This window comes from Nocardia sp. NPDC004123, assembly GCF_053603795.1.
On record NZ_JBSGGG010000004.1, the window covers coordinates 138,407 to 164,764 of the forward strand.

Below are 26,358 nucleotides of genomic sequence, written 5' to 3' on the forward strand. Positions count from 1 at the left end.
CGGCAGGAGAGGACGTTCTCGGCCGCAGTCGGTTCCGTGTGCCGGCCAAACCGTGCTGGCTGCTCGCATCCGCGCGGTGCTGCCACCCGGGAGGTCGAATGTGGTTGTGCGGCACCGGGCTCAGCGCAGCAGCTGCCGCACCCGGGCTGCCTCGCGGGTGAGGTGGTCGCGCTCGGGCACGGTGGTGGCTGCGCGGGATGCCTCGGCGTAGAGGGTGGCGGCCTGCTCGAGGTTGCCGGCGCGTTCGTGGAGGTAGGCGCGGACTGCGGTGTGGCGGGGGAGTTCTGGGTCCAGTTCGGCAAGCGCGGCCAGGCCGGCCCGGGGGCCGTCGGCCTCGCCGACTGCCACTGCGCGGTTCAGGCGCACTACCGGGCTGTCGGTGAGGAGTAGCAGTTCGTCGTACCACTCCACGATCTGTACCCAGTCCGTTTCGGCGGTGCTCGGGGCATCGGCGTGCAGGGCGGCGATCGCGGCCTGGGCCTGGTATTCGCCCAGCTGGTCGCTGGCCAACGCGGTCTGCAGAATCGTGACCCCCTCGGCGATAAGGCCTGTGTCCCAAAGGGATCGGTCCTGGGCTGCAAGCGGCACGAGGCGACCGCCCGGGCCGGTGCGAGACGCGCGGCGAGCATGATGCAGCAGCATCAGCGCGAGCAGCCCCGCGACCTCGGGCTCGCCGGTCGAGGCGGCGAGCTGGCGGGTGAGGCGGATGGCTTCGGCCGCCAGGTCGACCTCCCCGCCATAGCCCTCGTTGAAGACGAGGTAGAGCACGCGCAGCACCGTCGTGAGGTCGCCGGGCCGGTCGAGTGGCAGTCCCGTGATCCGCCGTTTGGCACGGCTGATCCGTTGCGCCATAGTCGCTTCGGGGACGAGATAGGCCGTCGCTATCTGCCGGGTCGTCAGGCCGCCGACAGCGCGCAAGGTCAATGCGACGGCCGACCCGGGGGACAGGGAGGGGTGCGCGCACAGGAAATACAGCCACAGTGTGTCGTCCGTGGCGGGCACCGGACCTGCCGGAGGCTCGACCTCCATGGCGAGTTCCCGCCCCCGCCGGGATGTTTCGGCGCGGGCGGCATCGAGGAACTTGTGCCAGGCGGCCGCGACGAGCCACGCCTTGGCATCGCGCGGTGGCTCGTCCGGCCACGTTTCCAGTGCCCGGATCAGCGCCTCCTGCACCGCATCCTCGGCCGCGGCGAAGTCGGCTCCGCGGCGGACGAGGACGCCGATCACCGCGGGTACGAGTTCGCGTAGCAGCGACTCGTTCACTCGGTGACCGTGGGTGACGCGGTGAGAAACGGTCGCAGCTCGAGCCACTCCTGGATCGGCTTCCCGTCCGCGCCCGGCGCTGCGGACAGCTCGCCGGCCAGCTCGAGCGCCCGCTCGTAGGTCTCGACGTCGATGATCATCCACCCGGCGATCAGATCCTTGGTCTCCGCGAACGGGCCGTCGGTGACCGGCGGGCGACCCTCGCCGTCGGAGCGGACGAACGTGCCCTTCGGCGAGAGCGCCTGACTGTCGACGTACTCGCCGGTGGTCTCGAGTCGCGCGGCGAAGTCCTCCATGTACTGCACGTGGGCCGAGATCTCCTCCGGCGTCCACTGATCCATCGGCACGTCGTTGACCGAGGCCGGCGCGCCCCGATAGTGCTTGAGCAGCAGGTATTTCGGCATGATGTTCTCCTCGGTTCGTACGGCCCATTCTGGCCGCGTTCGATCGGTTCAGGCGCTCTGACGCTCGGCCCGTTGCCGGACCAGTTCTTCGACCGCGGTCGGGAGGGTGGTTTCGAAGTCGATGAGTTTGACCCACGTCGGGGTGATGACAATCCGGACCATGCCGTCGTACAGCGAGCGAACCTCGGCCTCCCACTCGACCCGCTGCTCCGGGGTCATCTCGTAGCTGTCGTTCATCCGCAGATACTCCTCCGGGATGCCATCCACCACATCCATCTCCGCTCGACCGCGGATGAACAGGATCTTCGGCGGATGCACCTCGGTATCGATCGTCAGCGCGACCTCCGGGTTGCGCCGCAGGGAGGGCAGCTTCGGAGCATTCTTCGTGGTGCAGACGACGATCTCCGAGCCGTTCCAGGTGAATGCGATCGGGATGTTGCGAGGCGTGCCGTCCTTGGCGACATAGGCCATCCGCAGCAGGTCGCGAGCCAGCAGCTCCTGGCTGATCGGGAGGTTCAGGATCGCGGTGATCTCGTTCGCTTGCATGATGTTCGCTCCTTCGTCGGTGTCGTCGAGGCCCGTTCGCCTCCGTACCCTGGGACGGAGCCGCCCGGGCGTTCTCGACATCCACGACTCGAGAATTTCCGGACTTTCACATCCAGGTGGTCGCGAACAAAACGGTCACGGCTGCTGTGAGAAGAAGTGCGATGTTGAGGGCGACTTTCCGATCTCCGCCGGTCAGGTGGACCGGGATCGCACCGAATTGCAGGAGTACGAACCCAACGGCCGCGATCGCAGCGAGCCAGGGCGCGACGCCGGTCAGGGGTGGAAGGATCAGCCCGAGCGCGCCGAGTACTTCGAGCACGCCGATGGCGCGGACGGCGGGTAGGGGTGTGCGGTCCACCCAGGCCATCATGGGCCGGAGTCGATCCCGGCTTCGGGTGATCTTCAGTGCGCCCGCATACAGGTAGAAGAGCGCGAGCAGGCCGGCGGCGATCCAGAATGCGATGTTCACAATTCCTATCCAGTGGTGACATCAGTGACCGTGACGAAAGCGCCTCGGTCCGCTGGGGTTCAGGTGAAGTCGGTGGCCGGTGCGGTGGCGTAGTGGCTCATCACGTCGATGTTCACCTGTGGCGTCAGTTCCCGGCCGTCGGCGATCATGTCCTGTAGGTCGCGGAAATACTGCACATACAGGTCGGGTGTGAAGGTGCTGAGCATGACGGCCGGTTGGCCGGTGATGTTGGCGAAGGTGTGCGGGGCGCCGGGTGGGACCATCACCAGCGTGCCCGCTGTCGCGTCGTAGACGGTGTCGCCGACGGTGAATCGCACCGTGCCGGAGATGATGTAGAAGCCTTCGTCGTGCTGGGCGTGCCGGTGCTGCGGGGGTCCCGGAGTGTAGGGGGCCACGACGGATTCGGCGAGCCCGATACGGTGGCCGGTATTGCTGCCGTCCTCGAGGATACGCATTCGCGTGGCACCCAACATGATCACCTCACCCTCGCCGGGACGCGCTATCGAAACCGTTGTGGCGGAGTTCGTTTCGTCGCTGTGTGCTTCGTCGGTCATATTTCGATTGCACCGCCGGGACACCGGAGGTGTCCAAGACCTGTTCCGCGATCCCGATACCGGACGGGTATCGTGCCAGTGTGGAGCTACGTACGCTGCGTTACTTCGTAGCTGTCGCCGGGGAACGTCACTTCGGTCGCGCCGCCACCCGGCTGCACATGAGCCAACCGCCGCTGAGCCGCGCCATCCGGCAACTGGAGGCGGAAGTCGGTGCCGCCCTGTTCGATCGGTCGCCCACCGGTGTCGATCTCACTCCGGTCGGGGCGGTGCTACTCGACGAGGCCCGTGCTCTGCTCGAGCAGGCCGACCGGGTCAGCGTGCGGGTGGCCGCCGCGGCCGGAAACGCGATCCTCACCGTCGGCATCCTGGGTGACGCCGCCGACCCCGGCATCACCAGACTGGCTGCCGCTTACCGCCACCGGCATCCCGAGGTGGACATCCGTATCCGCGACACCGACCTCACCGACCCCACCTGCGGGCTGAAGGCCGGACTGGTCGACGTCGCCGTGACCCGTGCACCGTTCAACGGCACCGCCCTGACCGTCCGTGAACTACGTGCCGACCCCGTCGAAGCCGTACTACGCGCCGACGACCCGCTGGCTCACCGCGACCACCTGAAACTGACCGACCTGGCCGACCGCCGCTGGTTCCAGTTTCCCGCCGGCACCGACCCCCTCTGGCAGACCTACTGGAACGGTGGCGAACCGCGCGAGGGCCCGGTCGTGCGGGTCGTTCAAGAATGTGTGCAAGCCGTGCTCTGGAACGGCACCGTCGGCATAACTCCGCTCGGGCACACCGTGCCCGAGGGACTGGCCGTGGTCCCGCTGATCGATATGGCGCCGAGCAGAGTGGTGGTGGTCTGGAACGAGGGCGACGCCAACCCCTTGATCCGATCGTTCGTGCAAACAGCAACGGCCGCATACCTCGATCCCCCCTCTCGGCGGTGAATGCGACTCGGTCCACGAATTGACCCAACTCGGCCCCCGAACAGCCAGTATGGCTCGACACGCACTGGAATCGGCTACTCGAGCCTGGTGGTAAGTCCGAGGTACCCGTGCGAATCTCTCTAATCGGCTGCCCGCCAGCGGTTTTGGTGTGGCTTGCGTCCCATCGGGTCCGTGCGGGTGTGGCCGATGGGGTTTGCTCCGGCTCGGTCGGCGGGCTCAGATGCCCCCTGCCCGTTGATCTTTGGGGCCCTTCATCGCCGTTCCACGGCGGGCGGCTCGCGGCAAGAGCTTGCGTTGGTCGCGCCTTATCATGATTCATGATTTTCTGAATACAGATTCTGCTGTACTGTCATGGTGTGGATACCCTGCTGCGTCGCGATGCGCTGGCCCGCTTCGGGCACGCCTTGTCGGACCCGACTCGCACCCAGATCTTGTTGAGCCTGCGCCGGGCGCCGGCGTATCCGTCCGATCTGGCCGAGCAGATCGGGGTGTCGCGTCAGATTCTGTCGAATCACCTTGCGTGCCTGCGGGGTTGCGGGCTGGTGGTGGCGGTGCCGGAAGGGCGGCGCTCGCGATATGAGCTGGCGGACGCTCGGATCGGGCGGGCTCTCGATGATCTGACGGGGCTGGTGCTGGCCGTCGATCCGGCGTGCTGCCCGGACTCGGGCACCGAGGGGTGCTGCTGATGCCGCAGTCGCTGGGAATGCCGTCGCTGCCTGCGGTGGTGGAAGTGGGGCCTGCGTCGCAGCGGCGGGCGTTGCTGGCGCGTCGTATTCGCTGGTTCGTGGCCGCGACGATCACCTACAACGTCGTCGAGGCGATCATCGCGCTGAGTGAAGGCACGCGAGTGTCGTCGACGGCGTTGATCGGGTTCGGGTTGGACTCGGTGATCGAGGTGTCTTCTGCGGCCGCGGTCGCGTGGCAGTTCACCGGCCGCGACCCGGAGAAGCGGGAGAGGGTCGCGCTCCGGGTCATCGCGTTCTCGTTCTTCGCCCTGGCTGCCTACGTCAGCGTCGACGCGATCAGCGGCCTGCTCGGGGTCGGGGAGGCTCACCATTCCGCGATCGGCATCACCCTGGCAGCGGTGAGCCTGGCGGTGATGCCGGTGCTGTCGTGGGCCCAGCGCCGTGCAGGGCGTGAACTCGGATCCGCTTCCGCGGTGGCCGATTCCAAGCAGACGCTGCTGTGCACTTACCTGTCGGCGGTGCTGTTGGTGGGGCTGCTGCTCAACAGCCTGTTCGGCTGGTCGTGGGCCGACCCGATCGCCGCACTCGTCATCGCCGGTATCGCGGTGAAGGAAGGCATCAACGCCTGGCGCGGCGACACCTGCTGCCCGGCACCGGCCGCGTCCACCGCGAACCCCGACACCGCGGCGCACGACTGCGCTTGCTGCGACGACTGAGCCACCCCGCAGGACAACGAGAGGCTGCAAGGTCATACCCCTACGGCAACGATCTCCGGACCCGCGGTGGTGATCGCGAACGCACCCCGCAGCGGATGCCCGGCGCGAGTGTCGCCCCGGTGTAGGCGCCGTCGACGACGCCGGCTCCCGGTACTGGCACCAACAGCTCTACCAGCGCGAAATGCCGGCCGCGAGGTCCGCTTCCCGCCCAGCGATGGACGCACCTGGAACGCGCGCACATCGTCGTGTCGCAGCCGACTGTTGACCAATCCGAGTGCGGGTAAAGGTAATTGTCCCGATCAGCGAGACGACCACGGGTCGGGATGTGGGTTCGGCCGTTACGGTCCGGCAATGACTAGCGAACGGCATGCAGTTATCGCTCTACTCCACAGGTATGCCGATGCGCTCGACCGGCGTGACTGGGCGGGCCTCGACGGCGTGTTCGCGCCCGATGTGAAGGCGGATTACGCGGGGGCCGAAATCGTCGACGGCCGAGACAATCTCGTCACGATGATTCGTGGATACCTCGACAAGTGCGGTCCCACACAGCATTTGATGGGGCACGAGCAAGCGGCTGTCGACGGCGAGCATGCCACGGTGTCGGCGAAGATGCGGGTCCACCATATCGGTGCGAATCGACCGGATCTCGTGTTCGAAGTGTTCGGTTGGTATCACGCCGAGGCTGCCTACACTTCGGACGGGTGGCGGATCGTGGGCTGGCGGCAAGAGGTCACCCACGAGGTCGGGACCCACGAGGTGTTCGGCCGCGCCTAGGCGAGACTCCAGGCAGGTCAGGGCGCGACGGGCTCGAAGCGGAGATGTAGTTCGCGAGGCGCGCCGACGCTGATGCCGACCGACCGGTGCACTTCGGCGCCGGGGGCGAGGCGGAAGCCGGTGAGGCGGTTCAGGAGGCGGGTGATGCCGATGTCGAGCTGCATGCGGGCGAAGTGGCGGCCGACGCAACGATGGATGCCGATGCCGAAGGCCAAGTGCGGGTTGCGGTTACGGTCGAAGTCGAGTTGGCCGGGGTTGTCGAAACGGTCGCTGTCGCGGTTGCCCGAGCGCCAGTGGACTGCGATGCGGTCGCCCTTGGCCATCGGGACGCCGAGCAGGTCGTTGTCCTCCATGACGAGTCTGCCCATGACGCTCACGGTCGAGGTGTAGCGCAGCAGCTCGTCCAGATCGACTGCGGCCCAATCGGGTTCACGCAGGCGCGCTTCGAGGCCGGGTATCTCGGTCAGGAACTCGGCGATGTAGGCGAGTGCGCCGCGGGTGGTGTCGAGCCCGCCCAGCAGTAGCACGGTGACCACGCCGAGCCGTTCCTCCATGGTGAGCGGTCGGCCGCCGGCGACGGTGGCATCGACGATGGACTGCAGCAGATCCGCGCGCGGCGCGGCCTCGCGTTCGGCCATGAGCTCGGCGGCCAATGCCGCGACGGCGGCGAAACTGTCGGGCGTGTTCTGCACCGACACCTGGGTGACGGCATCGACCGCGCGCGCCAGCCGCTCCTGGTTGTCGTCGTCCAGCACGATCTTCGCCAGCGCTCCCGCGGTGAACGGGATCGCGAACTCGCTGACGAACTCGACCTCGCCGCGGCCGGCGAACTGATCGATGAGTTCGTCGGCGAGGTGCTGCACCACCGGCGCGTATCGTTGCAACGCCGACCGTGAGAACGGCCCGTTGAGGAACGCCCGGAAGTCGTGATGCAGTGGCGGATCCACGTCGATGGGCGGCAAAGCGACTGGTACAGAAGTCAATCCGGGCATGGTCGAACTGAAGATGTCCGGGTGCGCGGCCACGGTGACAAGGTCTTCATACCGCGTCACCACATGCATTCCACCACCGAATCCCGAATGCACGACCGGACATTGCCCACGCGCCCAGGTGAGCTGATCGTCCAGCCGCGCGCAATGGCCCTCATCGAACCAGTCGAGATGATCGAAGAACTCCTGATGTCTGTCGGTCACGGCAAGCCCCTTCCCACCCCGAGCAGCAGTGCGCTGATGGTGCGCCCGGCAGCGGCACGGAGTCAACCCGTCCGGCGCGTCGAAATCCGTGCCGAACGCCTGCGCTCAGGATGGATAGATCGGCGGAACTGCTCATGGCTCAACGACATTGCTGCCATGGGATCGGGATATCCGGTCGACGACGGAGTCGCGTACCGGGTATCGGAGGTTCTCTGAGGAAGTTTGCCGCGGGTGACGGGCTGCCGGGACCTGGCGGTACGATTGTGACGCCTCGCGATGCCGTGGAACGCCAACGGTCCGAGGCGATTTCGGGCCGCTGGCGTTCGTGGTGCCGGGATTCGCAGATAGCCTGCGGTGGTCGGCGCTAACGGATCGGCAGCGCGCTGAAGATGGGGTTGTAGGCCCAGTTCAGCAGGCGCTCAGCGTCTTCCTTCGCGGCGCGGCCGCTGCCGGGTGAGCTGTGCAGGACCACGCCGATCAGCGGTATTCCAGCCCGCACCGTCTCGAACAGCAGACAGGCTCCCGCGGCGTCGGTGGATCCTGTCTTGATGCCGATGGTGCCGGGGTACTCGTGCAGCAGCAGATTCGTGGTCTGCCAGTAGTGCTCGCGATTGCCCGGGCCGGCGGGCAGGTGATAGCTCTCCGACCCCGCGATCTCGCGGAACACCGGCAGGCTCATCGCGCGCAGGCCGAGGGCCACCAGGTTCGCCGGTGTGGAGTAGGTGGAGTAGTCGTCGGGGGAGGGTAGTCCGCTGGGGTCGGCGAAATGTGTCCCTGCCAGGCCCATTTGACCCGCGGTGTCGTTCATTCTGGCGATGAAGCCGTCTTGGCCGGGCCCGTATGCCTCGGCCAGGGTATAGGCGGCGTCGCAGCCGGACGGCAGCATCATCGCGTACAGGGCCTGTCGTGTGGTGAACACTTCTCCGGGGACCAGGCCCGCGCTGCTTCCGTCGTGCCTGGTGCAATAGGACATGCTCTCCGGCGGCACGGTGACAGCCCGGTCGAGGTCGCCGGCATCGATCACGACCAGTGCCGTCATGACCTTCGCGATGCTGGCTATCGGGACCGGCGTGTCCGGCTCTCGCGACCACAGCATCGTGCCGGTAATTCCGTCCGCCAGTTCAGCCCCCGGCGCCTGTATTCCGTCCGGCTCGGAGCTCGGCCAGGGCAACAGACCATTCGGGGCACTCGCGGCGGGAGCGGCCGCGACGCCATGACTGACCGCCACAATCAGCGCCCCTGCGACGGCAGTCTGCAACAATCGAGCAAATGTGGGCATGGCGACATTCTGCCTTTCGATCCCGTTGATCCCAGGGATTTCATTGCCGGGATTGTCGCAAAACTCGGGCCGTTCGGGTCGACGCCGATTGCGTATGTCCTGGTTCCATGGATTCCGAGTTTCGCTGTCGCTGATGCCAATTCGTCGGCCAGAGCATCAGATCGATCCGATGCCGGGTGAGCCATGCAGCAGAGCGAATTGCGCTCCGGCGGTATCGGTGCCGGCGAGGAAGCTGTGAGCGTGTCGGTTTCGACATAGCGCAAGTTGCGGCGGAATGCTGCTTAATCGGCTGGCCGCCGGGCTGTGATCTGCAGCCATCGGATTGGCGCGTCGAACTCGCCCGGCCCATATCGCCGGTGTAATTCCGTGGTTGCGATCGCGGTCGCGGATTGGACGTCGAGGGACGAGTGGCGTTCGATTTCGCCACGCAGCGGGGTTCCCTGGCAGAACGCCACCGCACCGGTCTCCGGCGTCGAGTGGCTGGAACCCTCGATGTATTCACCGGTGATCCGGTCGAATCCGGCCGTTTCGAGTTCGCCGCGGATTCGGTCGATGTCGAAGTATCCGTAGGGCGTGCGACGGAAGAACTCGAGCGGCTCGTCGGGTGCTGCCGCGCACAGTGCCCCGGTGATGACAAGAGGTACGGCGTTGTGCTCGATCCGGTCCCAGACGTTGAAGGCGAACATGCCATTCGGGCGCAGCACCCGGAGCGCCTCGGCGTATCCGCGTACCTTGTCGGGCAGGAACATTGCACCGAATTGGCATGCGACCACATCGAAGGAGCGGTCGGGGAACGGCAGGCTCTGGGCGTCCGCCACCTGCCAATGCACCCGCTCGGAAACGAGCCGGGCTGCGGCCGCTGTCACCATGGGTTCGTTCAGATCGGTTGACACGATGTTGTGACCGCCGAGCCGGGCGAGTTCCCTCGTCAGCGCCCCGGTCCCGGCAGCCGTTTCGAGAATGTCGACGGCGTCCGCCGTGGCCACCGATTCCGCAAGTAGCCGAGCCGGTTCCGCGAAGATCATCGGAACCAGCAGGCTGTCGTAAATCTCGGGAATCGACCCGGTGAAGGAGGCGTCCCCGCGTCCGGCCGTGGTCACGAGCCCGGCCTCGGATCGCCACTCACGGCACGTGATGCTACCGCCGGCACCTGGATACGTGAGTCGGACGCGCAGGCTTCGAGTGAACCTCCGGCCGACCTGATACGTAAGAAGAGAGAAGAACAACGCATTCGACGCTTGCATCGGATGGACGAATGTCGCATCCGATGCATCGCCCTCGGCTGGTGTTCCGTAAGACCCCCCCGACCAACGGAACACCAGCACCGAGGCCCTCCGCCGCGACTATCGCTATTGCCGTTGTTATCCGAACATCCATTGACCGCCATTGACGTGGATAACCGCACCGGTGATGGCGGCTGAACGCGGCGAGCACAGGAAGGCGCATGCCCATGCCAGCTCCTCGGGCGTCGGCTGTCGTCGGATGGGGATGGCCGGGAGGAAAGTCTCCGTTCTTTCCGGGGTGACCTCGGGATGGGTCCGCATGTCGCGGGCGGTGTCGATGAATCCGGGAGAGACATCGTTGACGGTGATGCCGTACTGGCCCAGCCCGGAGGCCAGGGACTTGGTCAGGGTGCGCAGGCCGCCTTTACCGACCGAGTGGGGGACCCGGGTCCAGCCGCCCAGCCAGCCATCCTCGCCGTTGATATGCACCACCCTTCCCCAGCCGCGCTCGCGCATGCCGGGCACGAACGCTTTGGCCAGGTACCACGAGGCGGTGAGTTGCTGGTTCAGGTGGTAGTGCCATTCCTCATCGGTGATCTCGAAGAAGTCCTTGTAAAGCCGTCGGGCTGCGTTGCTGACGTAGATATCCACGCCGCCGAATGTCGCCTCGGCCTGGGTCCGCATCCGCTCCACGGTCGCCTTGTCGGCGGCGTCACCTATCACCACCAGGGAGCCGACGCCGAGATCCGCGGCCTCTTTCGCCACCGAGTCGGCCTCAGCCTGATCGCTGCGGGTGTTGACAATGACGTTCGCGCCGCAGCCGGCCAGCTCGAGCACGATCGCCCGCCCGATATTCCGGCCCGAGCCCGTGACCAATGCTGTCTTACCTGCAATTCCGAAGACGTCGCTCATGTCCGCCTGCCTTTGATTCAGAATCTGCGGTGATGGTGGTTCCAACCCGAGATGCCCGGCACCGTCCCGCCGCCGGCATCACGCCACGTTCATTACCCGGCCCAGCACAATCGTCTCGCTCCACTCGCACGAGTCAAGCGCGGCTACACATCCTTCTCCGCGGTGCCGACGGCATCCTTCACATGCCGTGACCGGAAGCGGTGTCGAATCGCGTGGGCATAACGGACCGCCAGTGCAGCCGTTGCGGATATTCGCCTGTGCCACCGGGTGCGGTCGCCGTGACGTATTTTTCCAAGAACACACGGCCGGCCTCGGCATAGCGTCCTCGGCATGAACACGATTCTTTCAGCGATGACCGAGTGTGCCGCTGAGGCTGGGCGGGTGGCTCGGGGAGTTCGACCGGAGCAGTTGTCGGCGCCGACGCCGTGTACCGAATTCGATGTGCGGACGCTGATCAACCACTGGGTGCTCTACTCGTCCTACGGGCTGGAGTGCCGGGCGCGGCGGCGGGCGATCCCCGACGATCTGAGTGGCCGTGATTTCACGGCGACGGCGGATTGGGCCGAAGAGTATGCGGCGCAGCTGGATCGAGCAGTGCAGGCCTGGGCCGAGCCCGCGGTGTGGGAGGGCGAGATCGACCTCGGGTGGTCCTCGGTGCCCGCGTCCGACGTCGCGGGAATGCTGCTCGCCGAGCTCGCTCTGCACGGGTGGGACGTGGCGGCGGCGACCGGACAAGAGTTCCGGATCTCCACGGCGGCCGCCACGACCATCGCAGAGATCATCGACTCCAGTGCGAAGGAATACCGCTCGTACGGCATGTTCGTCGCGGCAGTCGAGGTGGCCGATGACGCAGAGCCGTTCGTGCGGGCGGTGGCCGCATCCGGGCGAAATCCGCAGTGGGCGACCAGTATTCGAGCGTAGGTGGCGAACCCATCTCGCCTGCACACTGGGCGTGTCACATTTCGGCCGTGCGGGTGGTCATGGCGGTATGACTATCGCTCACACCTGGTCCGGATGGGTCGCGACCGGCTTCCTGTGGTTCCTCGCCCTCGAGTTCATGATGGGAGCGGTGACCAAGTTCTGGCCCGGGCCGACGTTTTTCGGGCCTGCGTACTCGATCAAATTCGCGGAGTGGGGGTGGCCCGCCTGGTTCCGGTTCGTGGTCGGCGGGATCGAGGGGGTGTGTGCGCTGCTGTTGGTGATCCCGTTCCACGAGGCACGATTCCTCGGCGCCGCGGTGCTGATACTGGTGCTGACCGGCGCTGTGGTCACGCACATCATCAACCACCACGGGCCGAAGGAGAGTTTCGCGGCACCGGTGCACCTGGCGATCATGGTGATCGTGGCCCTCGCGACATGGCCGACTCACTGGATGGACGTGCTTCGGCCCGGGCAGTGGGCGTAATTGAATGTTGCGGTGGGCGAATGGGATTCGCCCACCGCGACCATCTCGTATGCCCCGTATCTCCGACCGTGAGGCCACGCGCCACTGCACCGGAGAGGGATGCCCTGGACCTGAATTACAGGATGTTCGGTGTTGCAGCGGACCAGATTCCACCGGTCAGGGTTGGGGTTTCCTGGGGCAGGGCAGGTTTCAGTCTGCGCGCGAGAACACCGCCACCAGAAAGTCGGACTGGTCGGTGAATGGGCGTAGGTCCCAGGTCGAGAGCTGCAAATCCACTGTGAGTCCGGCGTTCTCGGCGTCGGTCAGGAACTGCGGGAACTCGTAGCCGCGGTCGGCTCCGAAACCTGTGACCACCCGGCCACCCGGGGCGAGGTTGCGGGCGAAACCGGCCAGCACCGCCCCTCGGGTGGAGGGCGCCAGGAAGGTCATCACGTTCCCCGCGCACACGATGACATCGAAGTCGGCGGTGATGTTGCGGGCCGGCAGGTCCAGTTCGGCGAGATCACCGACAATCCAGGTCGGGCCGGGATGGTCGTGCTCCGCGGCAGCGATCAAGACCGGATCGACATCGACGCCGACCACGATATGACCCGCGTCGTGCAGGTAGCCACCCACACGTCCCGGACCACACCCCGCATCCAGGACCCGGCTACCGCGGTCGAGCATCGCGTCGATCAGCCGCGCCTCCCCGACGATATCCGCGCCTTCGGCCGACAATCTCCGGAACCGCTCCACGTACCACTTCGAATGCGCAGGGTCGGCGGCGGTGAGTTCCTCCCAACGGCTGGGGGTACGTCCGCTCATGGATGGCTCCTCCTCGGTCGGGTCCGTGCCCTGTCCACTGTGCCACCGCCGCGCCGAGGCCAACCGGTCGGTCCCGTTTCCTTCTTCGACCCACGCCGTGTCGCCTCCTTCGACCCGGGCTGCGTCGTCGCGATCGTGGGCCTGTGCCCCGGTGATCAGGCGTTCTCGGCCAGAGCGGCCAGGACCGCCGAGGTGTCGTGATAGTAGGGCCGGAATTCGGTGATCAGACCGTCCTGGAAGCTGATCCATTGCAGCAGCGAGGTTTCCAGTACCCGTCCGGTGTGCCGGGCACGCAGCCGGCCTCGGCTGTAGGCGACGACCCGTTCCCCTTCGCTGAGGAAGTGCTGCTCGTCGAACCACAGGCCGTCCCAGCTGTCTCCCATCGCGGCGAGGAATTCGCGGATGCCGTCGTGCCCGTGCCACTGCCCGCCGTAGGGCAGGCTCGAGGCCTGGTACATCACGACATCCGGCGCCAGATACCGAGCCATCTCCTCGAACCCGGCCCCCTCGGTGAGGTAGGCGGCCTCGGCCGCATAGAAGGCCCGCAGGGTGGTCATCGCATCCGTTGTCATGCTCACGATGGTCATCGACGCTCACCGCCCGCGCTGGCGAGAATCGGCCGCGGTGTCGCGATGCCCGTGGGTGAATTCGCCGCGTGGCTACCGAATCCATCCCCGTACCCGAATCATGGCGGGTCCGATCGGCGGCGGGCCCTACGCCGACTCGTTCGGCGGATCAAGTTCAGGTTTCTCCCATGGCGTGATCTGTCGAGGTGTCGTGATGTTCGCGTGGTTCAGGAAGTCTTGCTCGGCGTCTATTCCCAGGTCGGCGCGCATCAGTGCCCGCAAGGTCCGGTAGGCGATCTGGGCCTCACGCCACGCGGCGGTGAGCTTCTCGAGGTCCGGCTCTCCATCCCGCGTCGGTGATCCGGTGGAGTGGGTCAACCCATGAGCATGTCGCGGTGGGTGTCCACCTGCTCGCGCAGCGCCTCGACGAGGGCGGCGACTTCGGGGCGGCGCAGGGTTTCCGGGCGCGCGACGAGCCAATAGGTCAGGCGCACAGAGATTTCCGGCAGCACGCGGGCCAGATCGGTGTGGCGGTCGGCCATGAAGCAGGGCAGCAGGCCCAGCCCGGCGGCCGCCCGGGTCGCCTCCACGTGCACGAAAACATTGGTGGAGGAGATGGATTCGCGCATGGCGGGCGCGAAGGTGGGGGCCAGGTCGAGGTCGTCGACCTGGAGCATGGAGTCGATGAAGTAGACGAGCGGGTGGCGGGACAGGTCTTCGAGAGCCTCCGGGGCGGGGTGATCGGCGAGATAGCCGTGGGAGGCGTAGAGCCCGAGCGTGTAGTCGCCCAGGGCGATGGCGCGGGCGCGGCGCAGTTGCGGTTTGCCCACCACCACTTCGATATCGAAGCCCGACCGCTGCAACGACGCCAGCCGGGTGGCGGTGACGATCTCGACGGACAGTCCGGGATGGCGGCGCTGCATCCTCGCGACGGCGGGCGCGGCCACGTAGGCGCTGAACCCGTCGGTGGCCGACATGCGCACCACGCCTTCGAGTTCCGGGGTGTCGGAGGTCAGCGAGCGGACCGCGGATTCGATGGCCTCGGCGGCGGTGAGCGCCTCCCGGCCCAGATCGGTGAGCTCCCATCCGCTCGCACCGCGAATCAGCACCCGGCCGCCGAGCGCCTGCTCCAGCGCCGCGATGCGCCGCGAGATGGTCGTGTGGTTGATGCCCAGTTCCTCTGCCGCCGAGACGTAGCGGCCGGTGCGGCCCACCGCGAGCAGCACCAGCAGATCGTCGGGGCTGAGGCGGGTTGTGGTGGAGGTCACGCTCATTTCTGCATTCTTGCAGATTGTGGCTGCGGATCTGGTCATTGCGGGCGCGCCGAATGTGCACGAATACTCCTTGGCATCGAAGTATGTGGGCCGCATCACAGATGAGGGGTGAGGCGGCCCGAGCGTGAAGGAGTTGGCGCGATGAGCCTCCCGGATACCGAACCGGAAGCCCGCGGCGGCCTGGCCGGATTGCGGCGCGTGGTCGCCGCGTCCATGGCGGGGACCGTGGTCGAGTGGTACGAATTCTTCCTCTACGGCACCGCGGCGACGCTGGTGTTCAACAAGGTGTTCTTCGCCAAGGGCACCAGCGACCTGGACGCCATCCTGGCGGCCTTCATCACCTACGCGGTCGGCTTCGCGGCCCGGCCCTTGGGCGGCATCGTCTTCGGGCACTTCGGCGACAGGTACGGGCGCAAGAAGCTGCTGCAGCTGAGCCTGATCCTGGTCGGCGCGGCCACCTTCCTGATGGGCTGCCTGCCGACCTTCGGGCAGGTCGGCTATCTGGCCCCGGTACTGCTGGTGGTGCTGCGGTTCATCCAGGGCTTCGCGGTCGGCGGTGAGTGGGGCGGCGCGGTACTGCTCGTCGCCGAGCACAGTCCGAGCCGCAGCCGCGCGTTCTGGGCGTCGTGGCCGCAGGCGGCGGTGCCGGTGGGCAATATGCTCGCCACCATCGTGCTGCTGGTGCTGACCTCGACACTGTCGGACGCGGCGTTCCTGTCCTGGGGCTGGCGGGTGGCCTTCTGGCTGTCGGCGGTGGTGGTGCTGATCGGCTACTACGTACGCACCAAGATCACCGACGCGCCGATCTTCGTGGCCACGCAACAGCTGGCCGAGCAGGAGAAGGCGAACTCCTTCAGCGCGCTCGAGGTGCTGAAGCGGTACCCGCGAGGTGTGTTCACCGCCATGGGACTTCGGTTCGGTGAGAACGTTTTCTATTATCTCGTAGTCACTTTCAGCATCACGTATCTGAAAGTCCATGTGGGAGCGAACACCAAGGTGATCCTGTGGTGGCTGCTCGCGGCGCACACCGTGCACTTCCTGGTCATCCCGCTGGTCGGACGGCTCAGTGATCGCATCGGGCGGCGGCCGGTCTACCTGGTCGGTGCGCTCGCCGCAGCGACCTGGGGTTTCTTCGCCTTCCCGATGATGGACAGCAAGCACAACGCGGTCATCCTGTGCGCCGTCATCATCGGCCTGGTATTCCACGCCTTCATGTACTCCGCGCAGCCGGCGATCATGGCCGAGATGTTCCCCACCCGCATGCGGTATTCCGGTGTGTCCCTGGGCTATCAGGTGACCTCGCTGGTGGCGGGGTCGCTCGCGCCCATCATCGCGGTGCGGCTGCTGGAGTCCTACAAATCCTCGGTGCCGATCGCCTGGTACCTGGCGGCCTCGGCGGCGGTGACCGTGGTGGCGGTGCTCTTCGCCCGCGAGACCAAGGGCGCCGACCTGGCGGCCATCGACCGGGCCGACGCGGAAAGCCTGGCAGCGCAGCGTAATTCGACGCACGACAGTGCGGAGGTGAAGGTGGCATGACCGAGACGACCGGACCCCTGGGGGAACTGGCGGGACGCAGGGCACTGGTGACGGGCGGGGCGAGCGGGATCGGCGCGGCCTGCGCCCGCGAGCTCGCCGCCCGCGGCGCGCAGGTGACCGTCGCCGATATCGACGGCGAGGGCGCGGAGAAGGTGGCCGCCGAATTCGGCGGGCGGACATGGCAGGTGGATCTGTCGGATGTGACCGCCCTGGAGGACCTCCGGCTGGAGACCGACATCCTGGTGAACAATGCCGGCGTCCAGACCGTCAGCCCGATCACCGACTTCCCGCCGGAACGGTTCCGCAGGATGCTGCGGCTCATGGTCGAGGCCCCGTTCCTGCTCACCCGCGCGGCCCTGCCGCACATGTACGCCCAGGGGTACGGCCGGATCGTCAATCTCTCGTCGGTGCACGGGCTGCGGGCCTCGGCGTTCAAATCGGCCTATGTGACCGCCAAGCACGCGCTGGAAGGGCTGTCGAAGGTGACGGCTCTCGAGGGCGGGCCGCACGGGGTGACCAGCAACTGCGTGAATCCCGGCTACGTGCGAACCCCGCTGGTGGACAAGCAGATCGCCGATCAGGCCGCGGCGCACGGCATCCCCGAGCAGCAGGTGGTGGAGCGGATCATGCTGACCGACAACGCGATCAAGCGGCTGGTGGAGCCGGAGGAGGTGGCCTCGCTGGTCGGCTGGCTCGCATCGGATGCGGCGCGGATGGTGACCGGGGCCTCCTACACCATGGACGGCGGGTGGAGCGCCCGATGACCGAGATCGCAGCGGTGCCGCAGTGGGTGCCGGACGAGGGCGCTATGGCGGCGGCGCGGATCACCGACTTCGGTCGGTTCGTCGAGCGGCGCTACGGGATTCACACCGAGAATTACCCGGAGCTGTGGCGCTGGTCGGTGGGCGACATCGCCGGATTCTGGCGGGCGGTGTGGGAGTACTTCGAGGTCGGCGAGGAGCCCGCCGAGGTGCTGGCTTCCAGTGACATGCCGGGGGCGCGGTGGTTTCCGGGCGCCCGAGTCAACTATGTCGACCAGATCATCCGGCACGCCCGCACCGACCGGCCCGCGATTGTCGCGCTCAGCGAGGACAGCCCGGTGCGGGAACTCTCCTGGGCGGAAATGCTCTCCCGCACCGCGGTTCTGGCTCGCTCACTGCGCGAATTGGGTGTAGGTCGCGGCGACCGGGTGGCGGGCTACCTGCCGAACATTCCCGAAGCCGTGATCGCCTTCCTGGCCACCGCGAGTATCGGCGCCGTCTGGAGCGCCTGCGGACAGGATTACACGGCCGCGGCGGCGCTCGACCGCCTCGGCCAGCTCGAGCCGGTCGTGCTCATCACCGCCGATGGCTACCGCTACGGCGGCAAGGCGCACGACAAGATCGCCGAAATAGCTGCTCTCCGTGACCGTTTACCCTCGTTGCGGGGGACCGTGCTGGAGTCGCGGCTCGGCCGAACGCTGCCCGACGCCCTGGACTGGAGCGACGCCACCCAGGATCTGTTCGCGCCGCAACCACCCGCGCTCGCCACCGAGCCCGTCGATTTCGAGCATCCACTCTGGGTGCTCTACTCCTCCGGCACCACCGGCAAGCCCAAGGGCATCGTGCACGGCCACGGCGGCGTGCTGCTGGAGCATCTGAAAGCCCTTGCCCTGCACTCCGATATCGGGCCGGACGACACCTTCTTCTGGTACACCAGCCCCAGTTGGATGATGTGGAACTTCCAGGTCTCCGGGCTGCTGACCGGCGCGACCATCGTCTGCTACGACGGCAGTCCGGGCCATCCCGCGCCGGATGCGCTGTGGGCGTTGGCCGCCCGCACCCGCGCCACAGTCCTGGGCACCAGCCCCGGGTACATACTGGCCTGTGAGAAGGCGGGCGCCCGTCCGGCGCTCACCCACGATCTGCATGCGCTGCGGCAGATCGGCGTCACCGGTGCGGCCTTCCCGGCGTCCTCGTCGATGTGGTTGCGCGACAACGCCGGTGATATCCCGGTCTCCTCGATCAGCGGTGGCACCGATGTGGTCTCGGCCTTCATGGGCGGCACGCCGACCGTCCCCATCTGGCCCGGCGAGCTCTCCGCCCCGTATCTCGGGGTGGCCCTGGAAGCCTGGGACGAATCCGGTCACTCCGTCCACGATGCGGTGGGCGAGCTGATCGTCACTCAGCCGATGCCCTCCATGCCCGTCGCGTTCTGGAACGACCCCGACGGCGCCCGCTACCGCGACGCCTATTTCGACATGTACCCCGGCGTCTGGCGGCACGGCGACTGGATCACCTGCACACCGCACGGCAGCGTCATCGTGCACGGGCGGTCCGATTCCACCCTGAACCGCAACGGTATTCGGATGGGCAGCGCCGACATCTACGAGGTCGTCGAGGCGCTGCCGGAGATCGCCGAATCCCTGGTGCTGGGCATCGAAGAGCCGGGTGGCGGCTATTGGATGCCCCTGTTCGTGGTGCTCGCTCCGGGACGCGAGCTCACCGACGAGCTGCGGCAGCGGATCGCTGCCACCATCCGGACTGCTTTGTCGCCCCGCCACGTCCCCGACGTGATCATCGCCGCCCCCGGCATCCCGCACACCCGTACCGGCAAGAAACTCGAAGTCCCGCTCAAGCGCCTGCTACAGGGCGCGGACCCCGGTCGCGTCGTCGACCCCGCCGCGGTCGACGACCCCGGCTTGCTGTCCTGGTATCTCGGCCGAGCGCCTGCCTAGCCCGTCACGCACCGCCGGTCGCCGTCGAGTCGTCAGCGCCCACACCCGCGAGGGCCGACCATGATGGTCACCGTCGCGTCGACGGCGACCGCGGTGCCCGCCGCCGGATTCTGGCCGACCACCTCGCCGACCTTCGCGGGATCGGTGACCGTCACTGTGGATTGCTGCACTGTTCCGTGCCAGCCGAGGGGTTGCAGCGTGGTGGTCACGGCCGCGGGCGTGAGAAGTGGATATCGCGCCACGCGCGCGCACCGAAACGTTCCGCGTGTCGGGTGCGGGTGGGCGGCCCTGCGACGATCGGACGGGACCGCGGTAACCTGCGGTTCTTACAGAGTGAACCCGGCATTCCGGTCACGCGAAACGCCGTTGGGGGCGCGCTGGCGGCAATGACCTTGTAGTCTTTCACAATTCGGCCACGCCGCTTGGCTAGTGTCGGGTGAGCCGTGCATCTGTCGATCAACAGCGAAGGGGATTGTCGGACGTGGACGTGGGAGCAGTGGCGGCGGCCGCGCAGTCGGGTCGCAGCAGCGAAGCCATCGTCGCCGACACCGAGAAGCAAGCCATCGATCTGCTGACCAATATCGGTCGCTACTACCAGGCCATGTACAACCTCGGTGACATCCGTTCGCCCGGAGCCGAATTGCGTGCGGCCTGCTCGAAGCTGCTCACGGTCGCGAATTGGCTGGACACCGCCCGTGACGAGCAGCTGACCGACGTGCCGGAGCCCGCCGACTCGGCCGGGCCGTCGCAGGGACGCTCGCTGCCCCGGGTGGTGGCCGATTTCCTCGCCGAACACCCCGAACAGACCTGGACCCCGGCGGAAGTGATCGCGGCGCTCCAGAGTCGCGGCGTGGAGCTGCCGATCAGCGCCCGCCACCACGTCGCGGTCGCGCTGGGGCGAATGGCGCAGCGCGACAACAGCAATGTGCGCAAACTCGATCGCGGGAAGTACCAGTACGCGGTGGACTCCGCGTAATCCGCCCCCGTCGGTTCACGCATGATCGACGGGTGAAAGAAAAACATTTGGTGTACTGCCGGATCGAACGCGCCGGCACGATCCTGCTGATCCGCAGGGCCGCCGGGGTTTTCCTGGCCGGGCGGTGGGAGCTGCCGGGCGGTGGCGTCGAGCCGGGGGAGCGACCCGAGCAGGCCGCGGTACGCGAGGTCGCGGAGGAGACCGGTCTGGCCATCGAGGTCCTCGGTGAGCGCTCGGCACACGAGTGGATGGATGTGGCCGGACGCCCGCTGCGGATTCACGCGCGCGTCTTCGATGTGCGCGAAAACGGCAGTGGTGCGGTGATTCTCAACCCGGACGAGCACGACGACCATGCCTGGGTCACGGCGGAGCAGGCCGCCGGGCTCGATCTCGCCGAGCACTTCCGCGATGCGGTGGCTGGATGAAGCGATAGGAGATGCCGGACGAGCCGCTGCGAGATGCGGGATGGCGCGCTAGGAGATGTAGGCGATGAGTTCGTCGACGTAAGCGCGGAAGAGGGCGGCCATGTCGACCGTGTCGGGATCCACCAGCCATTGCAGCTGCAGGCCGTCCATCATGGCGAAGACCTGGCGGGCTATGGCCGCGGGGTCGATGTCCTTGCGGATGCTGCCGTCGTCGATGCCCGCCTGTAGCGCTCCGGCGAGGTAGTCCTGGAGCAGGCGGTAGCGGTTCAGCGCCCACTCGTGAGCCGGATGGTCGGCGGTGACCGCCTCGCTGGTGAGCACGGTGAACAGCCGGACCAGCCCGGGCACGTGCATATTGTGCTCGACCAGCTGGGCCAGGCGGACGAGGGCGTCCTTGCCGCGCAGCTGCTGGTCGAACCCGAGGCGGTCGTAGTCGAGGCGGTCGCGGTAGTCGAGGACCGCCGACAGCAGCGCGGCCTTGTTCGGGAAGTAGTGCAGCAGCCCGGGCTGGGACAGGCCGCAGCGGTCGGCGATCTCGGCGATGGAGGCACTGCGATAGCCGTTGTCGGCGAAGGCTTTCAGTGCCTCGTCGATGATCTGCTCGCGGCGGTCGTCGCCCCGTCTGCGGCGTCGGGGGTGGGGCGTCATGAGGTGGGACACTAGTCAAGCGGGTTGATCAGGCAAACCTGGACCATGGTTACGAAATGATAACAGTACCTAGTGACTACTCGGTAAACTGGATTTCCACTGGCACACTCGTGCCAGCCGTACAGGGCCGTACGAGGGAAGGGATTGCCGATGAGTCAGGCCCCGATCATCACGCCGATCACGCTGCGCGGAGCGGCCGGGAAGCTGGCCGCATGGGAGGTCGAGCCGCCGGCCGGGGTCGAGCGGCGCGGCACCGCGCTGCTGGTGCCGGGCTTCACCGGCTCCAAGGAGGACTTCGAGGAGATGCTGCCGCTGCTCGCGGCGGCCGGGTACCGGGCGGTCGCCTATGACCAGCGCGGGCAGTGGGAGTCCGAAGGGCCCGAGGAGGTTTCGGGGTACACCCTGGCCGATTTCGTCGGCGATCTGCAGGGCGTGGTCGACCAGATCTCGCCGGCCGAGCCCATCCACCTGGTCGGGCATTCCTTCGGCGGCTACGTCGCCCGCGTCGCGGTGATCGAGCGGCCGCAGCGGTTCCGCAGCTTCACCCTGCTGGCGTCGGGCCCGTCCTCGGTCGCCGACATCAATTTCCCGCCGCCGCTGCTGGTCGCGCAGGCGGTGGAAGCCGGTGGGCAGGTGGTCATCTGGGAGCAGATGAACGCGGTCATGGCCCAGGCCGACCAGCAGCCCGCGCCGCAGCGCCGGGAGTTCCTGCGGGAGCGGATCCTGCGTACCAAGAAGGCCAATATCGTCGGCATCCTGACCTGCATGGCGGAGCCGCCGGTGAAAGATCCGGCGGTGCTGCGGGATTCGGGTGTGCCGCTGCTGGTCGCCTACGGCGACACCAATGACCTCTGGGCGCCCGAGGTGCACGAGCGGTTCGCGAAGCAGCTGAACGCGAAGACCGCCGTCTATCACGGCTCCGGCCATGTGCCGAACGAGGATGTGCCCGCGCAGGTCAGCGCGGACCTGGCGACCTTCTGGAAGGAACAGGAATGACCGACGTCATCGACGACCTCCTCGGGAAGCTGGATCTTCCCGCCAAGATTCGCCTGATCTCGGGCGCGGGCTTCTTCCGCTTCGCGGGCGAACCGGGCATCGGGCTGGTCGAGATGCCGGTCTCCGACGGCCCGTCCGGCGTGCGCGGCGAGCAGTGGGACGAGCGCGACCCCTCGGTCAGCCTGCCCTCGGGCACCGCCCTGGCCGCCACCTGGGATCGCGACCTGCTCACCGGGATCGGCGCGCTCATCGCCGCCGAGGCCCGCCGCAAGGACGTGTACGCGGTGCTCGGGCCGACCATCAACCTGCACCGATCCCCGCTGGGCGGACGGCATTTCGAATGCTTCTCCGAGGACCCGATGCTGACCGCCGAGATTGCCGACGCCTACGTGCGGGCGGTGCAGGCGCACGGGGTGAGCGCGTGCCCGAAGCACTACGTCGGCAATGACTCCGAGACCGAGCGGTTCACCGCGAATGTGGTCGCGGACGAGCGGACGCTGCGGGAGCTGTACCTGTACCCGTTCGAGCGGTCCGTCGAGGCGGGCGCGTGGATGATCATGGCCGCCTACAACTCGGTCAACGGCGCCACCATGACCGAGAGCGACCTGCTCGACGAACCGTTGAAGGGGGAGTGGGGCTTCGACGGCTTGGTGGTGTCGGACTGGACCGCGGTGCGCTCCACCCTCGGCGCGGCCAAGGGCAACGACCTGGCCATGCCCGGTCCCTGGGAGCTGTGGGGCGCGCCGTTGGAAGCGGCCGTCCGCAAGGGCGAGGTGCCCGAGTCCGCGATCGACGAGAAGGTGCGGCGCATCCTGCGATTCGCCGTCCGGGTCGGCGCGTTGAACGGAACGCCCAAGCCCGTTCCGACCTTCAGCGACGAGGCGTCGCAGCGCCTGGTGCGCGAGGCCGCGGCCAAGGCCATGGTGCTCGCCGCCAACGACGGCACCCTGCCGCTCGGTAGGCCCGCGCAGGTGGCGCTGCTCGGATCCGCCGCCGCCGAACCGCGTTTCATGGGCGGCGGCAGTGCGACCGTGATTCCGGCGCACACCACCTCCCCGCTGCAGGGGCTGTCGGAGGTGTTGCCGGTGGTCCACACACCGGGTGTGCACCTGAGCGAGAACATGATTCCGGTTCCGCTGGACCTGGTCACCGACCCCGAGACCGGCGAGCCGGGGTTGTCGCTGCGGTACCTCGACGGCGATGCCGTGCTGGATACCGAGCATCGGCGGGCGGGCAGCCTCATGCTCTTCGGCAACCCGAATGCCCTGCAGGCCAAGGCCATCGAGCTGCGCGGGCGACTGCGAGCCGACGTGGCGGGGGAGTGGCGCATCGGGTTCGCCGGTGTGGGCACGCTGACCCTGACGCTGGACGGCGAGCAGGTGCTCGAGGAGACCGTGGTGCCCGCGGGCGCCGATCCGGTCGAGATGCTGCTGAACCCGCCGCAGCGGTTCGTGACCCGCACCCTCGCCGAGGGGCAGGAGGTCGACGTGCTGGTGCGCATGATGCCGGACAACGGCTTCCCTGCCATGGGCATCACCTGCGCGGTCGGCCGTCCGCGCCGATCGGATGACGAAGAGTTCGCTGCCGCAGTGGAATTGGCGCGGACCTCCGAGGTGGCGGTGGTGGTCGTCGGCACGACCGAGCGGATCGAATCCGAAGGCTTCGACCGCACCACGCTGCGGCTGCCCGGCCGGCAGGACGATCTGGTCGCCGCGGTCGCCGCGGTGAACCCGCGCACCATCGTGGTGGTGAACTCCGGCTCGCCGGTGGAGATGCCGTGGCGCGACGATGTCGCGGCCGTGCTGCTCGCCTGGTTCCCCGGGCAGGAATTCGGCGCGGCGCTCGCCGACGTGCTCACCGGCGCCGCCGAACCCGGCGGCCGCCTGCCCACCACCTGGCCCGAAACAATGGCCGACGTGCCCGTGCTCGACACCAAGCCCGCACCCGACAATGCGCTGCCCTACGGCGAGGGCATTCACATCGGCTACCGCGCCTGGCTGAAATCGGGTGTGGCCCCGGCCTATCCGTTCGGCCACGGTCTCGGCTACACCACCTGGGAGCTCGACGAACTGGCGGTGTCCGGCCGGACCGCGACCGTCACCGTCCGCAATACCGGTGACCGCCGGGGCCGTCAGGTCGTGCAGGCGTATCTGTCGCGCGAGCACAGCGACGTCGACCGGCCGGTGCGCTGGCTGGCCGGATTCGCGGTGGTCGAGGCGAACCCGGGTGAATCCGTCACCGCCACCATCGACGTGCCCAAGCGCTCCTTCGAGCACTGGACCGATCAGGGCTGGGCCATCGAACCCGGGACCTTCACCCTGCACGTCGGCACCTCGGTGACCGCCCTCCCCCTCACCGCCGACATCGGCTGATCGCCTCGACCGCAACGGGTTCCGGCCGCACCACGGCCGGAACCCGTGCTCTTCGCACGCCCTGGACAACCCGTGGCTCATTCCGCTGGCCTTCGCCGCGGTGAACGGACCGGCCCTCGGCTGTTTCATGGCCGTGGACCTGGTCACCATGGTGCTGCCCAAGGCCGAAGATGCCGCCCGCGAGATGGGGTGCTCGATATCGCCAATGCGGGTCCCCAAATCGTCGGGCCTTTCGTGGCGTCGGCAGTGGTGAGCTTCGGCGGGTATCGGCCGCTATTCCTGGTCGGTGGCCTGCTTTCGGTGCTGGGGGCGGCCGCGGTTGTGCCGATTCGGGCGGTGCGCTGACATTCAGTGCCGGAGTTTCGGTGGGGCTAGGGATCCTGCTGCTTGCCTGCCAAGATCAGGTAATATCTGGCCACATTGAAAGGGACTGCACGGCAACCCTTTTGCACTCTTGATCGACAGCTAGGCGGGTAGGGGGTATCCGGGGGCAGAACTCGAGGCTTCAGCGAAGCTGTCGAGGCGCAGGGGCCGCTCGTCGACGCGGTGTGGGTGTCGACGGCGAAATGGCAGGGGGTTGGCTGCGCCACCGATCGTGCACGCGATGGATGACGCCGGCGTAGCCGTCCTCCGCGACGTGGTGACCAGACGATTCCGCAGCATCGTCTGCCGCTCGCATCAAAGGAATCCAGAGTGTCCGAAAATTTCCCGGATCATCCCGCCGCTCTTTCTTCCACTCCCACAGACCTTTCCCTGCTGTTGCGTCCGGCCCCGCCCGGCGCGCCCACCGACATGGTGCGCGTGCAGCCGCGCAACGGCTACCTGCTGTGGGCCGACCTGCCGCCCGTTCTCGTCCTGGGCAGCTCCGGCGGCTCCGGCGCGACCACCACCGCCCTGGGCATCGCGGGCGCGGCCGCCTACGACTACGGCGAACACTCGCCGATCGTCGTCGACGCCACCACCACCGGCGGTGACCTGGCCGCCCGCGGGTGCGACACCATCGACGCCGCGGGGACCGTCCAGTCCTGGCTGAGGATGACCCACCGCAGCCTGCCGTCCACCGTGATCGACAGTTGCGGCGAGAACAGCTCCGGCGTAGGCGTATTGCCCCGCGGTCCCGAGGCGCTGCCCCGCCGCGAGACCTACTCCTCGGTGCATCGCGACCTGGTCGAAGCCGGCTGCCTGCCCGTCTACGACGGCGGCGCGCCCGTCACCAACCGCATGGTCGCCCCGCTGCTGTCGGATTCCCGGATCTCGCTGGTGATCACCCTCGCCGCCCGCCCCGACGCCGTGAATCGGCTCAAACCCGCCCTGATCTGGCTCGACGACAACTACAGCCAGTACCACCTGGCCGAAGCGGTCATCGTCGTCACGCGTCAGTACCCGAAGGACGGGCCGCTGGTCACCGAACACGTCCGCAAATATCTCGGCGACGTGGTCCGGGCGGTCGCCGAGATCCCCTATGACGCCCACCTGGGCTCCGGCGGTCCCATCAGCTGGCGCCGCCTGGCGCCACCCACCCGCGCCGCCTACCGTCAACTCGTGAACCTGCTCCGCTAGTACCCGACATTTCGAAATGCCTGTGCGGCTTGATCCGTCGGCGCGGTTCTTGCTGGCAGGATTACGCCATGAACGCATTCGAGGTGGCGATGATCGTTCGATTGCGGTACAGCC

Annotated in this window: 30 protein-coding genes; 15 read left to right on the forward strand and 15 right to left on the reverse strand. The window is 67.5% G+C overall.

The window, feature by feature from the left end; all coding sequences use genetic code 11:
* Nucleotides 1–120 precede the first annotated feature (120 nt).
* The 5 genes from ACWEQQ_RS06805 to ACWEQQ_RS06825 form a co-directional block, all read right to left on the reverse strand.
* A complete protein-coding gene (locus ACWEQQ_RS06805) occupies nucleotides 121–1,263 on the reverse strand; it encodes an RNA polymerase sigma factor (protein WP_452347524.1) in 1,143 nt (380 codons plus the stop codon).
* On the reverse strand, nucleotides 1,260–1,667 hold the full coding sequence (locus tag ACWEQQ_RS06810; RefSeq protein WP_452339006.1) for a YciI family protein: 408 nt from the start codon (nucleotides 1,665–1,667) through the stop codon (nucleotides 1,260–1,262). The genes ACWEQQ_RS06805 and ACWEQQ_RS06810 overlap by 4 nt, the downstream gene beginning before the upstream one ends.
* A gap of 48 nt (nucleotides 1,668–1,715) precedes the next feature.
* Nucleotides 1,716–2,213: a pyridoxamine 5'-phosphate oxidase family protein gene (locus ACWEQQ_RS06815; protein ID WP_452347525.1), complete on the reverse strand. Its 498-nt coding sequence runs from the start codon at nucleotides 2,211–2,213 to the stop codon at nucleotides 1,716–1,718.
* A gap of 106 nt (nucleotides 2,214–2,319) precedes the next feature.
* Nucleotides 2,320–2,682: a DoxX family protein gene (locus tag ACWEQQ_RS06820; RefSeq protein ID WP_452347526.1), complete on the reverse strand. Its 363-nt coding sequence runs from the start codon at nucleotides 2,680–2,682 to the stop codon at nucleotides 2,320–2,322.
* A gap of 59 nt (nucleotides 2,683–2,741) precedes the next feature.
* Entirely contained in the window at nucleotides 2,742–3,236 is a 495-nt protein-coding gene (locus ACWEQQ_RS06825; protein ID WP_452347527.1) for a cupin domain-containing protein, read from the reverse strand.
* A gap of 80 nt (nucleotides 3,237–3,316) precedes the next feature.
* Between ACWEQQ_RS06825 and ACWEQQ_RS06830 the strand changes: the two genes are divergently transcribed.
* From ACWEQQ_RS06830 to ACWEQQ_RS06845, 4 genes are all read left to right on the forward strand, one after another.
* Nucleotides 3,317–4,183, forward strand: a complete 867-nt coding sequence (locus tag ACWEQQ_RS06830) for a LysR substrate-binding domain-containing protein (RefSeq protein ID WP_452347528.1) — start codon at nucleotides 3,317–3,319, stop codon at nucleotides 4,181–4,183.
* Nucleotides 4,184–4,539: 356 nt separating this feature from the next.
* Nucleotides 4,540–4,869 (forward strand): ArsR/SmtB family transcription factor, encoded by a 330-nt coding sequence (locus ACWEQQ_RS06835; protein WP_452339001.1) that lies wholly within the window; start codon nucleotides 4,540–4,542, stop codon nucleotides 4,867–4,869.
* Nucleotides 4,869–5,585, forward strand: coding sequence for a cation transporter (locus tag ACWEQQ_RS06840; protein WP_452347529.1), 717 nt, complete (start codon nucleotides 4,869–4,871; stop codon nucleotides 5,583–5,585). Before ACWEQQ_RS06835 ends, ACWEQQ_RS06840 begins: the two co-directional genes overlap by 1 nt.
* Before the next feature lie 351 nt (nucleotides 5,586–5,936).
* On the forward strand, nucleotides 5,937–6,359 hold the full coding sequence (locus tag ACWEQQ_RS06845; RefSeq protein ID WP_452347530.1) for a nuclear transport factor 2 family protein: 423 nt from the start codon (nucleotides 5,937–5,939) through the stop codon (nucleotides 6,357–6,359).
* A 17-nt stretch (nucleotides 6,360–6,376) separates the two neighbouring features.
* Here the strand turns inward: ACWEQQ_RS06845 and ACWEQQ_RS06850 are convergent, their stop codons facing one another.
* The 4 genes from ACWEQQ_RS06850 to ACWEQQ_RS06865 all read right to left on the reverse strand — a co-directional run bounded on the left by ACWEQQ_RS06850 (nucleotide 6,377) and on the right by ACWEQQ_RS06865 (nucleotide 10,966).
* Nucleotides 6,377–7,552 (reverse strand): cytochrome P450, encoded by a 1,176-nt coding sequence (locus ACWEQQ_RS06850; protein ID WP_452347531.1) that lies wholly within the window; start codon nucleotides 7,550–7,552, stop codon nucleotides 6,377–6,379.
* Nucleotides 7,553–7,916: 364 nt separating this feature from the next.
* Entirely contained in the window at nucleotides 7,917–8,831 is a 915-nt protein-coding gene (locus ACWEQQ_RS06855) for a D-alanyl-D-alanine carboxypeptidase family protein (protein WP_452347532.1), read from the reverse strand.
* 281 nt (nucleotides 8,832–9,112) lie between these two features.
* Nucleotides 9,113–9,931: a class I SAM-dependent methyltransferase gene (locus ACWEQQ_RS06860; protein ID WP_452338995.1), complete on the reverse strand. Its 819-nt coding sequence runs from the start codon at nucleotides 9,929–9,931 to the stop codon at nucleotides 9,113–9,115.
* 261 nt (nucleotides 9,932–10,192) lie between these two features.
* Nucleotides 10,193–10,966, reverse strand: a complete 774-nt coding sequence (locus ACWEQQ_RS06865; RefSeq protein ID WP_452347533.1) for an SDR family NAD(P)-dependent oxidoreductase — start codon at nucleotides 10,964–10,966, stop codon at nucleotides 10,193–10,195.
* Between the two features lie 351 nt (nucleotides 10,967–11,317).
* Between ACWEQQ_RS06865 and ACWEQQ_RS06870 the strand changes: the two genes are divergently transcribed.
* Complete coding sequence (locus ACWEQQ_RS06870; protein ID WP_452347690.1) at nucleotides 11,318–11,887, forward strand: TIGR03086 family metal-binding protein; 570 nt, start codon at nucleotides 11,318–11,320, stop codon at nucleotides 11,885–11,887.
* Nucleotides 11,888–11,954: 67 nt separating this feature from the next.
* Complete coding sequence (locus ACWEQQ_RS06875) at nucleotides 11,955–12,371, forward strand: DoxX family protein (protein WP_452338992.1); 417 nt, start codon at nucleotides 11,955–11,957, stop codon at nucleotides 12,369–12,371.
* Nucleotides 12,372–12,560: 189 nt separating this feature from the next.
* Here ACWEQQ_RS06875 and ACWEQQ_RS06880 read toward each other — a convergent pair whose 3' ends face one another.
* The 4 genes from ACWEQQ_RS06880 to ACWEQQ_RS06895 all read right to left on the reverse strand — a co-directional run bounded on the left by ACWEQQ_RS06880 (nucleotide 12,561) and on the right by ACWEQQ_RS06895 (nucleotide 15,015).
* Nucleotides 12,561–13,175, reverse strand: coding sequence for a class I SAM-dependent methyltransferase (locus ACWEQQ_RS06880; protein WP_452338991.1), 615 nt, complete (start codon nucleotides 13,173–13,175; stop codon nucleotides 12,561–12,563).
* 155 nt (nucleotides 13,176–13,330) lie between these two features.
* Nucleotides 13,331–13,747 (reverse strand): nuclear transport factor 2 family protein, encoded by a 417-nt coding sequence (locus ACWEQQ_RS06885; RefSeq protein WP_452338990.1) that lies wholly within the window; start codon nucleotides 13,745–13,747, stop codon nucleotides 13,331–13,333.
* Nucleotides 13,748–13,888: 141 nt separating this feature from the next.
* On the reverse strand, nucleotides 13,889–14,119 hold the full coding sequence (locus ACWEQQ_RS06890; protein ID WP_452338989.1) for a hypothetical protein: 231 nt from the start codon (nucleotides 14,117–14,119) through the stop codon (nucleotides 13,889–13,891).
* On the reverse strand, nucleotides 14,116–15,015 hold the full coding sequence (locus ACWEQQ_RS06895) for a LysR family transcriptional regulator (RefSeq protein ID WP_452347534.1): 900 nt from the start codon (nucleotides 15,013–15,015) through the stop codon (nucleotides 14,116–14,118). Before ACWEQQ_RS06895 ends, ACWEQQ_RS06890 begins: the two co-directional genes overlap by 4 nt.
* A gap of 141 nt (nucleotides 15,016–15,156) precedes the next feature.
* Here ACWEQQ_RS06895 and ACWEQQ_RS06900 point away from each other — a divergent pair, with 141 nt between their 5' ends.
* Genes ACWEQQ_RS06900 through ACWEQQ_RS06910 form a run of 3 tightly spaced genes read left to right on the forward strand, consistent with a single transcriptional unit; the run spans nucleotide 15,157 to nucleotide 19,267 of the window.
* Nucleotides 15,157–16,551: an MFS transporter gene (locus ACWEQQ_RS06900; RefSeq protein ID WP_452347535.1), complete on the forward strand. Its 1,395-nt coding sequence runs from the start codon at nucleotides 15,157–15,159 to the stop codon at nucleotides 16,549–16,551.
* A gap of 17 nt (nucleotides 16,552–16,568) precedes the next feature.
* Entirely contained in the window at nucleotides 16,569–17,315 is a 747-nt protein-coding gene (locus ACWEQQ_RS06905; protein WP_452347691.1) for a 3-hydroxybutyrate dehydrogenase, read from the forward strand.
* Entirely contained in the window at nucleotides 17,312–19,267 is a 1,956-nt protein-coding gene (locus ACWEQQ_RS06910) for an acetoacetate--CoA ligase (protein ID WP_452347536.1), read from the forward strand. The genes ACWEQQ_RS06905 and ACWEQQ_RS06910 overlap by 4 nt, the downstream gene beginning before the upstream one ends.
* A gap of 32 nt (nucleotides 19,268–19,299) precedes the next feature.
* On the opposite strand, the gene ACWEQQ_RS06915 is transcribed toward ACWEQQ_RS06910, so the two are convergent.
* Nucleotides 19,300–19,509: a PASTA domain-containing protein gene (locus tag ACWEQQ_RS06915; protein ID WP_452347537.1), complete on the reverse strand. Its 210-nt coding sequence runs from the start codon at nucleotides 19,507–19,509 to the stop codon at nucleotides 19,300–19,302.
* A gap of 239 nt (nucleotides 19,510–19,748) precedes the next feature.
* On the opposite strand from ACWEQQ_RS06915, the gene ACWEQQ_RS06920 reads away from it, so the two are divergent.
* The gene (locus ACWEQQ_RS06920) at nucleotides 19,749–20,243 is read left to right on the forward strand and encodes a hypothetical protein (protein WP_452338985.1); all 495 of its coding nucleotides are present in this window, start codon (nucleotides 19,749–19,751) and stop codon (nucleotides 20,241–20,243) included.
* Nucleotides 20,244–20,275: 32 nt separating this feature from the next.
* Nucleotides 20,276–20,668 (forward strand): NUDIX domain-containing protein, encoded by a 393-nt coding sequence (locus ACWEQQ_RS06925; RefSeq protein ID WP_379428090.1) that lies wholly within the window; start codon nucleotides 20,276–20,278, stop codon nucleotides 20,666–20,668.
* A 48-nt stretch (nucleotides 20,669–20,716) separates the two neighbouring features.
* Here ACWEQQ_RS06925 and ACWEQQ_RS06930 read toward each other — a convergent pair whose 3' ends face one another.
* A complete protein-coding gene (locus ACWEQQ_RS06930; protein WP_452347538.1) occupies nucleotides 20,717–21,316 on the reverse strand; it encodes a TetR/AcrR family transcriptional regulator in 600 nt (199 codons plus the stop codon).
* 150 nt (nucleotides 21,317–21,466) lie between these two features.
* Here ACWEQQ_RS06930 and ACWEQQ_RS06935 point away from each other — a divergent pair, with 150 nt between their 5' ends.
* From ACWEQQ_RS06935 to ACWEQQ_RS06950, 4 genes are all read left to right on the forward strand, one after another.
* Nucleotides 21,467–22,312 carry an alpha/beta fold hydrolase gene (locus ACWEQQ_RS06935; RefSeq protein WP_452347539.1) on the forward strand — a complete coding sequence of 282 codons (846 nt, stop codon included), beginning with the start codon at nucleotides 21,467–21,469 and terminating at the stop codon, nucleotides 22,310–22,312.
* The gene (locus ACWEQQ_RS06940) at nucleotides 22,309–24,684 is read left to right on the forward strand and encodes a beta-glucosidase (RefSeq protein ID WP_452347540.1); all 2,376 of its coding nucleotides are present in this window, start codon (nucleotides 22,309–22,311) and stop codon (nucleotides 24,682–24,684) included. Before ACWEQQ_RS06935 ends, ACWEQQ_RS06940 begins: the two co-directional genes overlap by 4 nt.
* Nucleotides 24,685–24,873: 189 nt before the next feature.
* Nucleotides 24,874–25,029, forward strand: coding sequence for a hypothetical protein (locus tag ACWEQQ_RS06945; RefSeq protein WP_452347541.1), 156 nt, complete (start codon nucleotides 24,874–24,876; stop codon nucleotides 25,027–25,029).
* Nucleotides 25,030–25,377: 348 nt separating this feature from the next.
* Nucleotides 25,378–26,244, forward strand: coding sequence for a MinD/ParA family ATP-binding protein (locus ACWEQQ_RS06950; RefSeq protein ID WP_452338980.1), 867 nt, complete (start codon nucleotides 25,378–25,380; stop codon nucleotides 26,242–26,244).
* Nucleotides 26,245–26,358: the final 114 nt, after the last annotated feature.

Excerpts from the sequence above, each read along its gene's own strand:
- ACWEQQ_RS06815 (WP_452347525.1), bottom strand. The coding sequence starts at position 2,213 with ATGCAAGCGAACGAGATCACCGCGATCCTGAACCTCCCGATCAGCCAG.
- ACWEQQ_RS06865 (WP_452347533.1), bottom strand. The coding sequence starts at position 10,966 with ATGAGCGACGTCTTCGGAATTGCAGGTAAGACAGCATTGGTCACGGGC.
- ACWEQQ_RS06875 (WP_452338992.1), top strand. The coding sequence starts at position 11,955 with ATGACTATCGCTCACACCTGGTCCGGATGGGTCGCGACCGGCTTCCTG.
- ACWEQQ_RS06845 (WP_452347530.1), top strand. The coding sequence starts at position 5,937 with ATGACTAGCGAACGGCATGCAGTTATCGCTCTACTCCACAGGTATGCC.
- ACWEQQ_RS06825 (WP_452347527.1), bottom strand. The coding sequence starts at position 3,236 with ATGACCGACGAAGCACACAGCGACGAAACGAACTCCGCCACAACGGTT.
- ACWEQQ_RS06855 (WP_452347532.1), bottom strand. The coding sequence starts at position 8,831 with ATGCCCACATTTGCTCGATTGTTGCAGACTGCCGTCGCAGGGGCGCTG.
- ACWEQQ_RS06935 (WP_452347539.1), top strand. The coding sequence starts at position 21,467 with ATGAGTCAGGCCCCGATCATCACGCCGATCACGCTGCGCGGAGCGGCC.
- ACWEQQ_RS06840 (WP_452347529.1), top strand. The coding sequence starts at position 4,869 with ATGCCGCAGTCGCTGGGAATGCCGTCGCTGCCTGCGGTGGTGGAAGTG.
- ACWEQQ_RS06900 (WP_452347535.1), top strand. The coding sequence starts at position 15,157 with ATGAGCCTCCCGGATACCGAACCGGAAGCCCGCGGCGGCCTGGCCGGA.
- ACWEQQ_RS06930 (WP_452347538.1), bottom strand. The coding sequence starts at position 21,316 with ATGACGCCCCACCCCCGACGCCGCAGACGGGGCGACGACCGCCGCGAG.
- ACWEQQ_RS06880 (WP_452338991.1), bottom strand. The coding sequence starts at position 13,175 with ATGAGCGGACGTACCCCCAGCCGTTGGGAGGAACTCACCGCCGCCGAC.
- ACWEQQ_RS06910 (WP_452347536.1), top strand. The coding sequence starts at position 17,312 with ATGACCGAGATCGCAGCGGTGCCGCAGTGGGTGCCGGACGAGGGCGCT.
- ACWEQQ_RS06885 (WP_452338990.1), bottom strand. The coding sequence starts at position 13,747 with ATGACAACGGATGCGATGACCACCCTGCGGGCCTTCTATGCGGCCGAG.
- ACWEQQ_RS06940 (WP_452347540.1), top strand. The coding sequence starts at position 22,309 with ATGACCGACGTCATCGACGACCTCCTCGGGAAGCTGGATCTTCCCGCC.
- ACWEQQ_RS06895 (WP_452347534.1), bottom strand. The coding sequence starts at position 15,015 with ATGAGCGTGACCTCCACCACAACCCGCCTCAGCCCCGACGATCTGCTG.
- ACWEQQ_RS06810 (WP_452339006.1), bottom strand. The coding sequence starts at position 1,667 with ATGCCGAAATACCTGCTGCTCAAGCACTATCGGGGCGCGCCGGCCTCG.
- ACWEQQ_RS06870 (WP_452347690.1), top strand. The coding sequence starts at position 11,318 with ATGACCGAGTGTGCCGCTGAGGCTGGGCGGGTGGCTCGGGGAGTTCGA.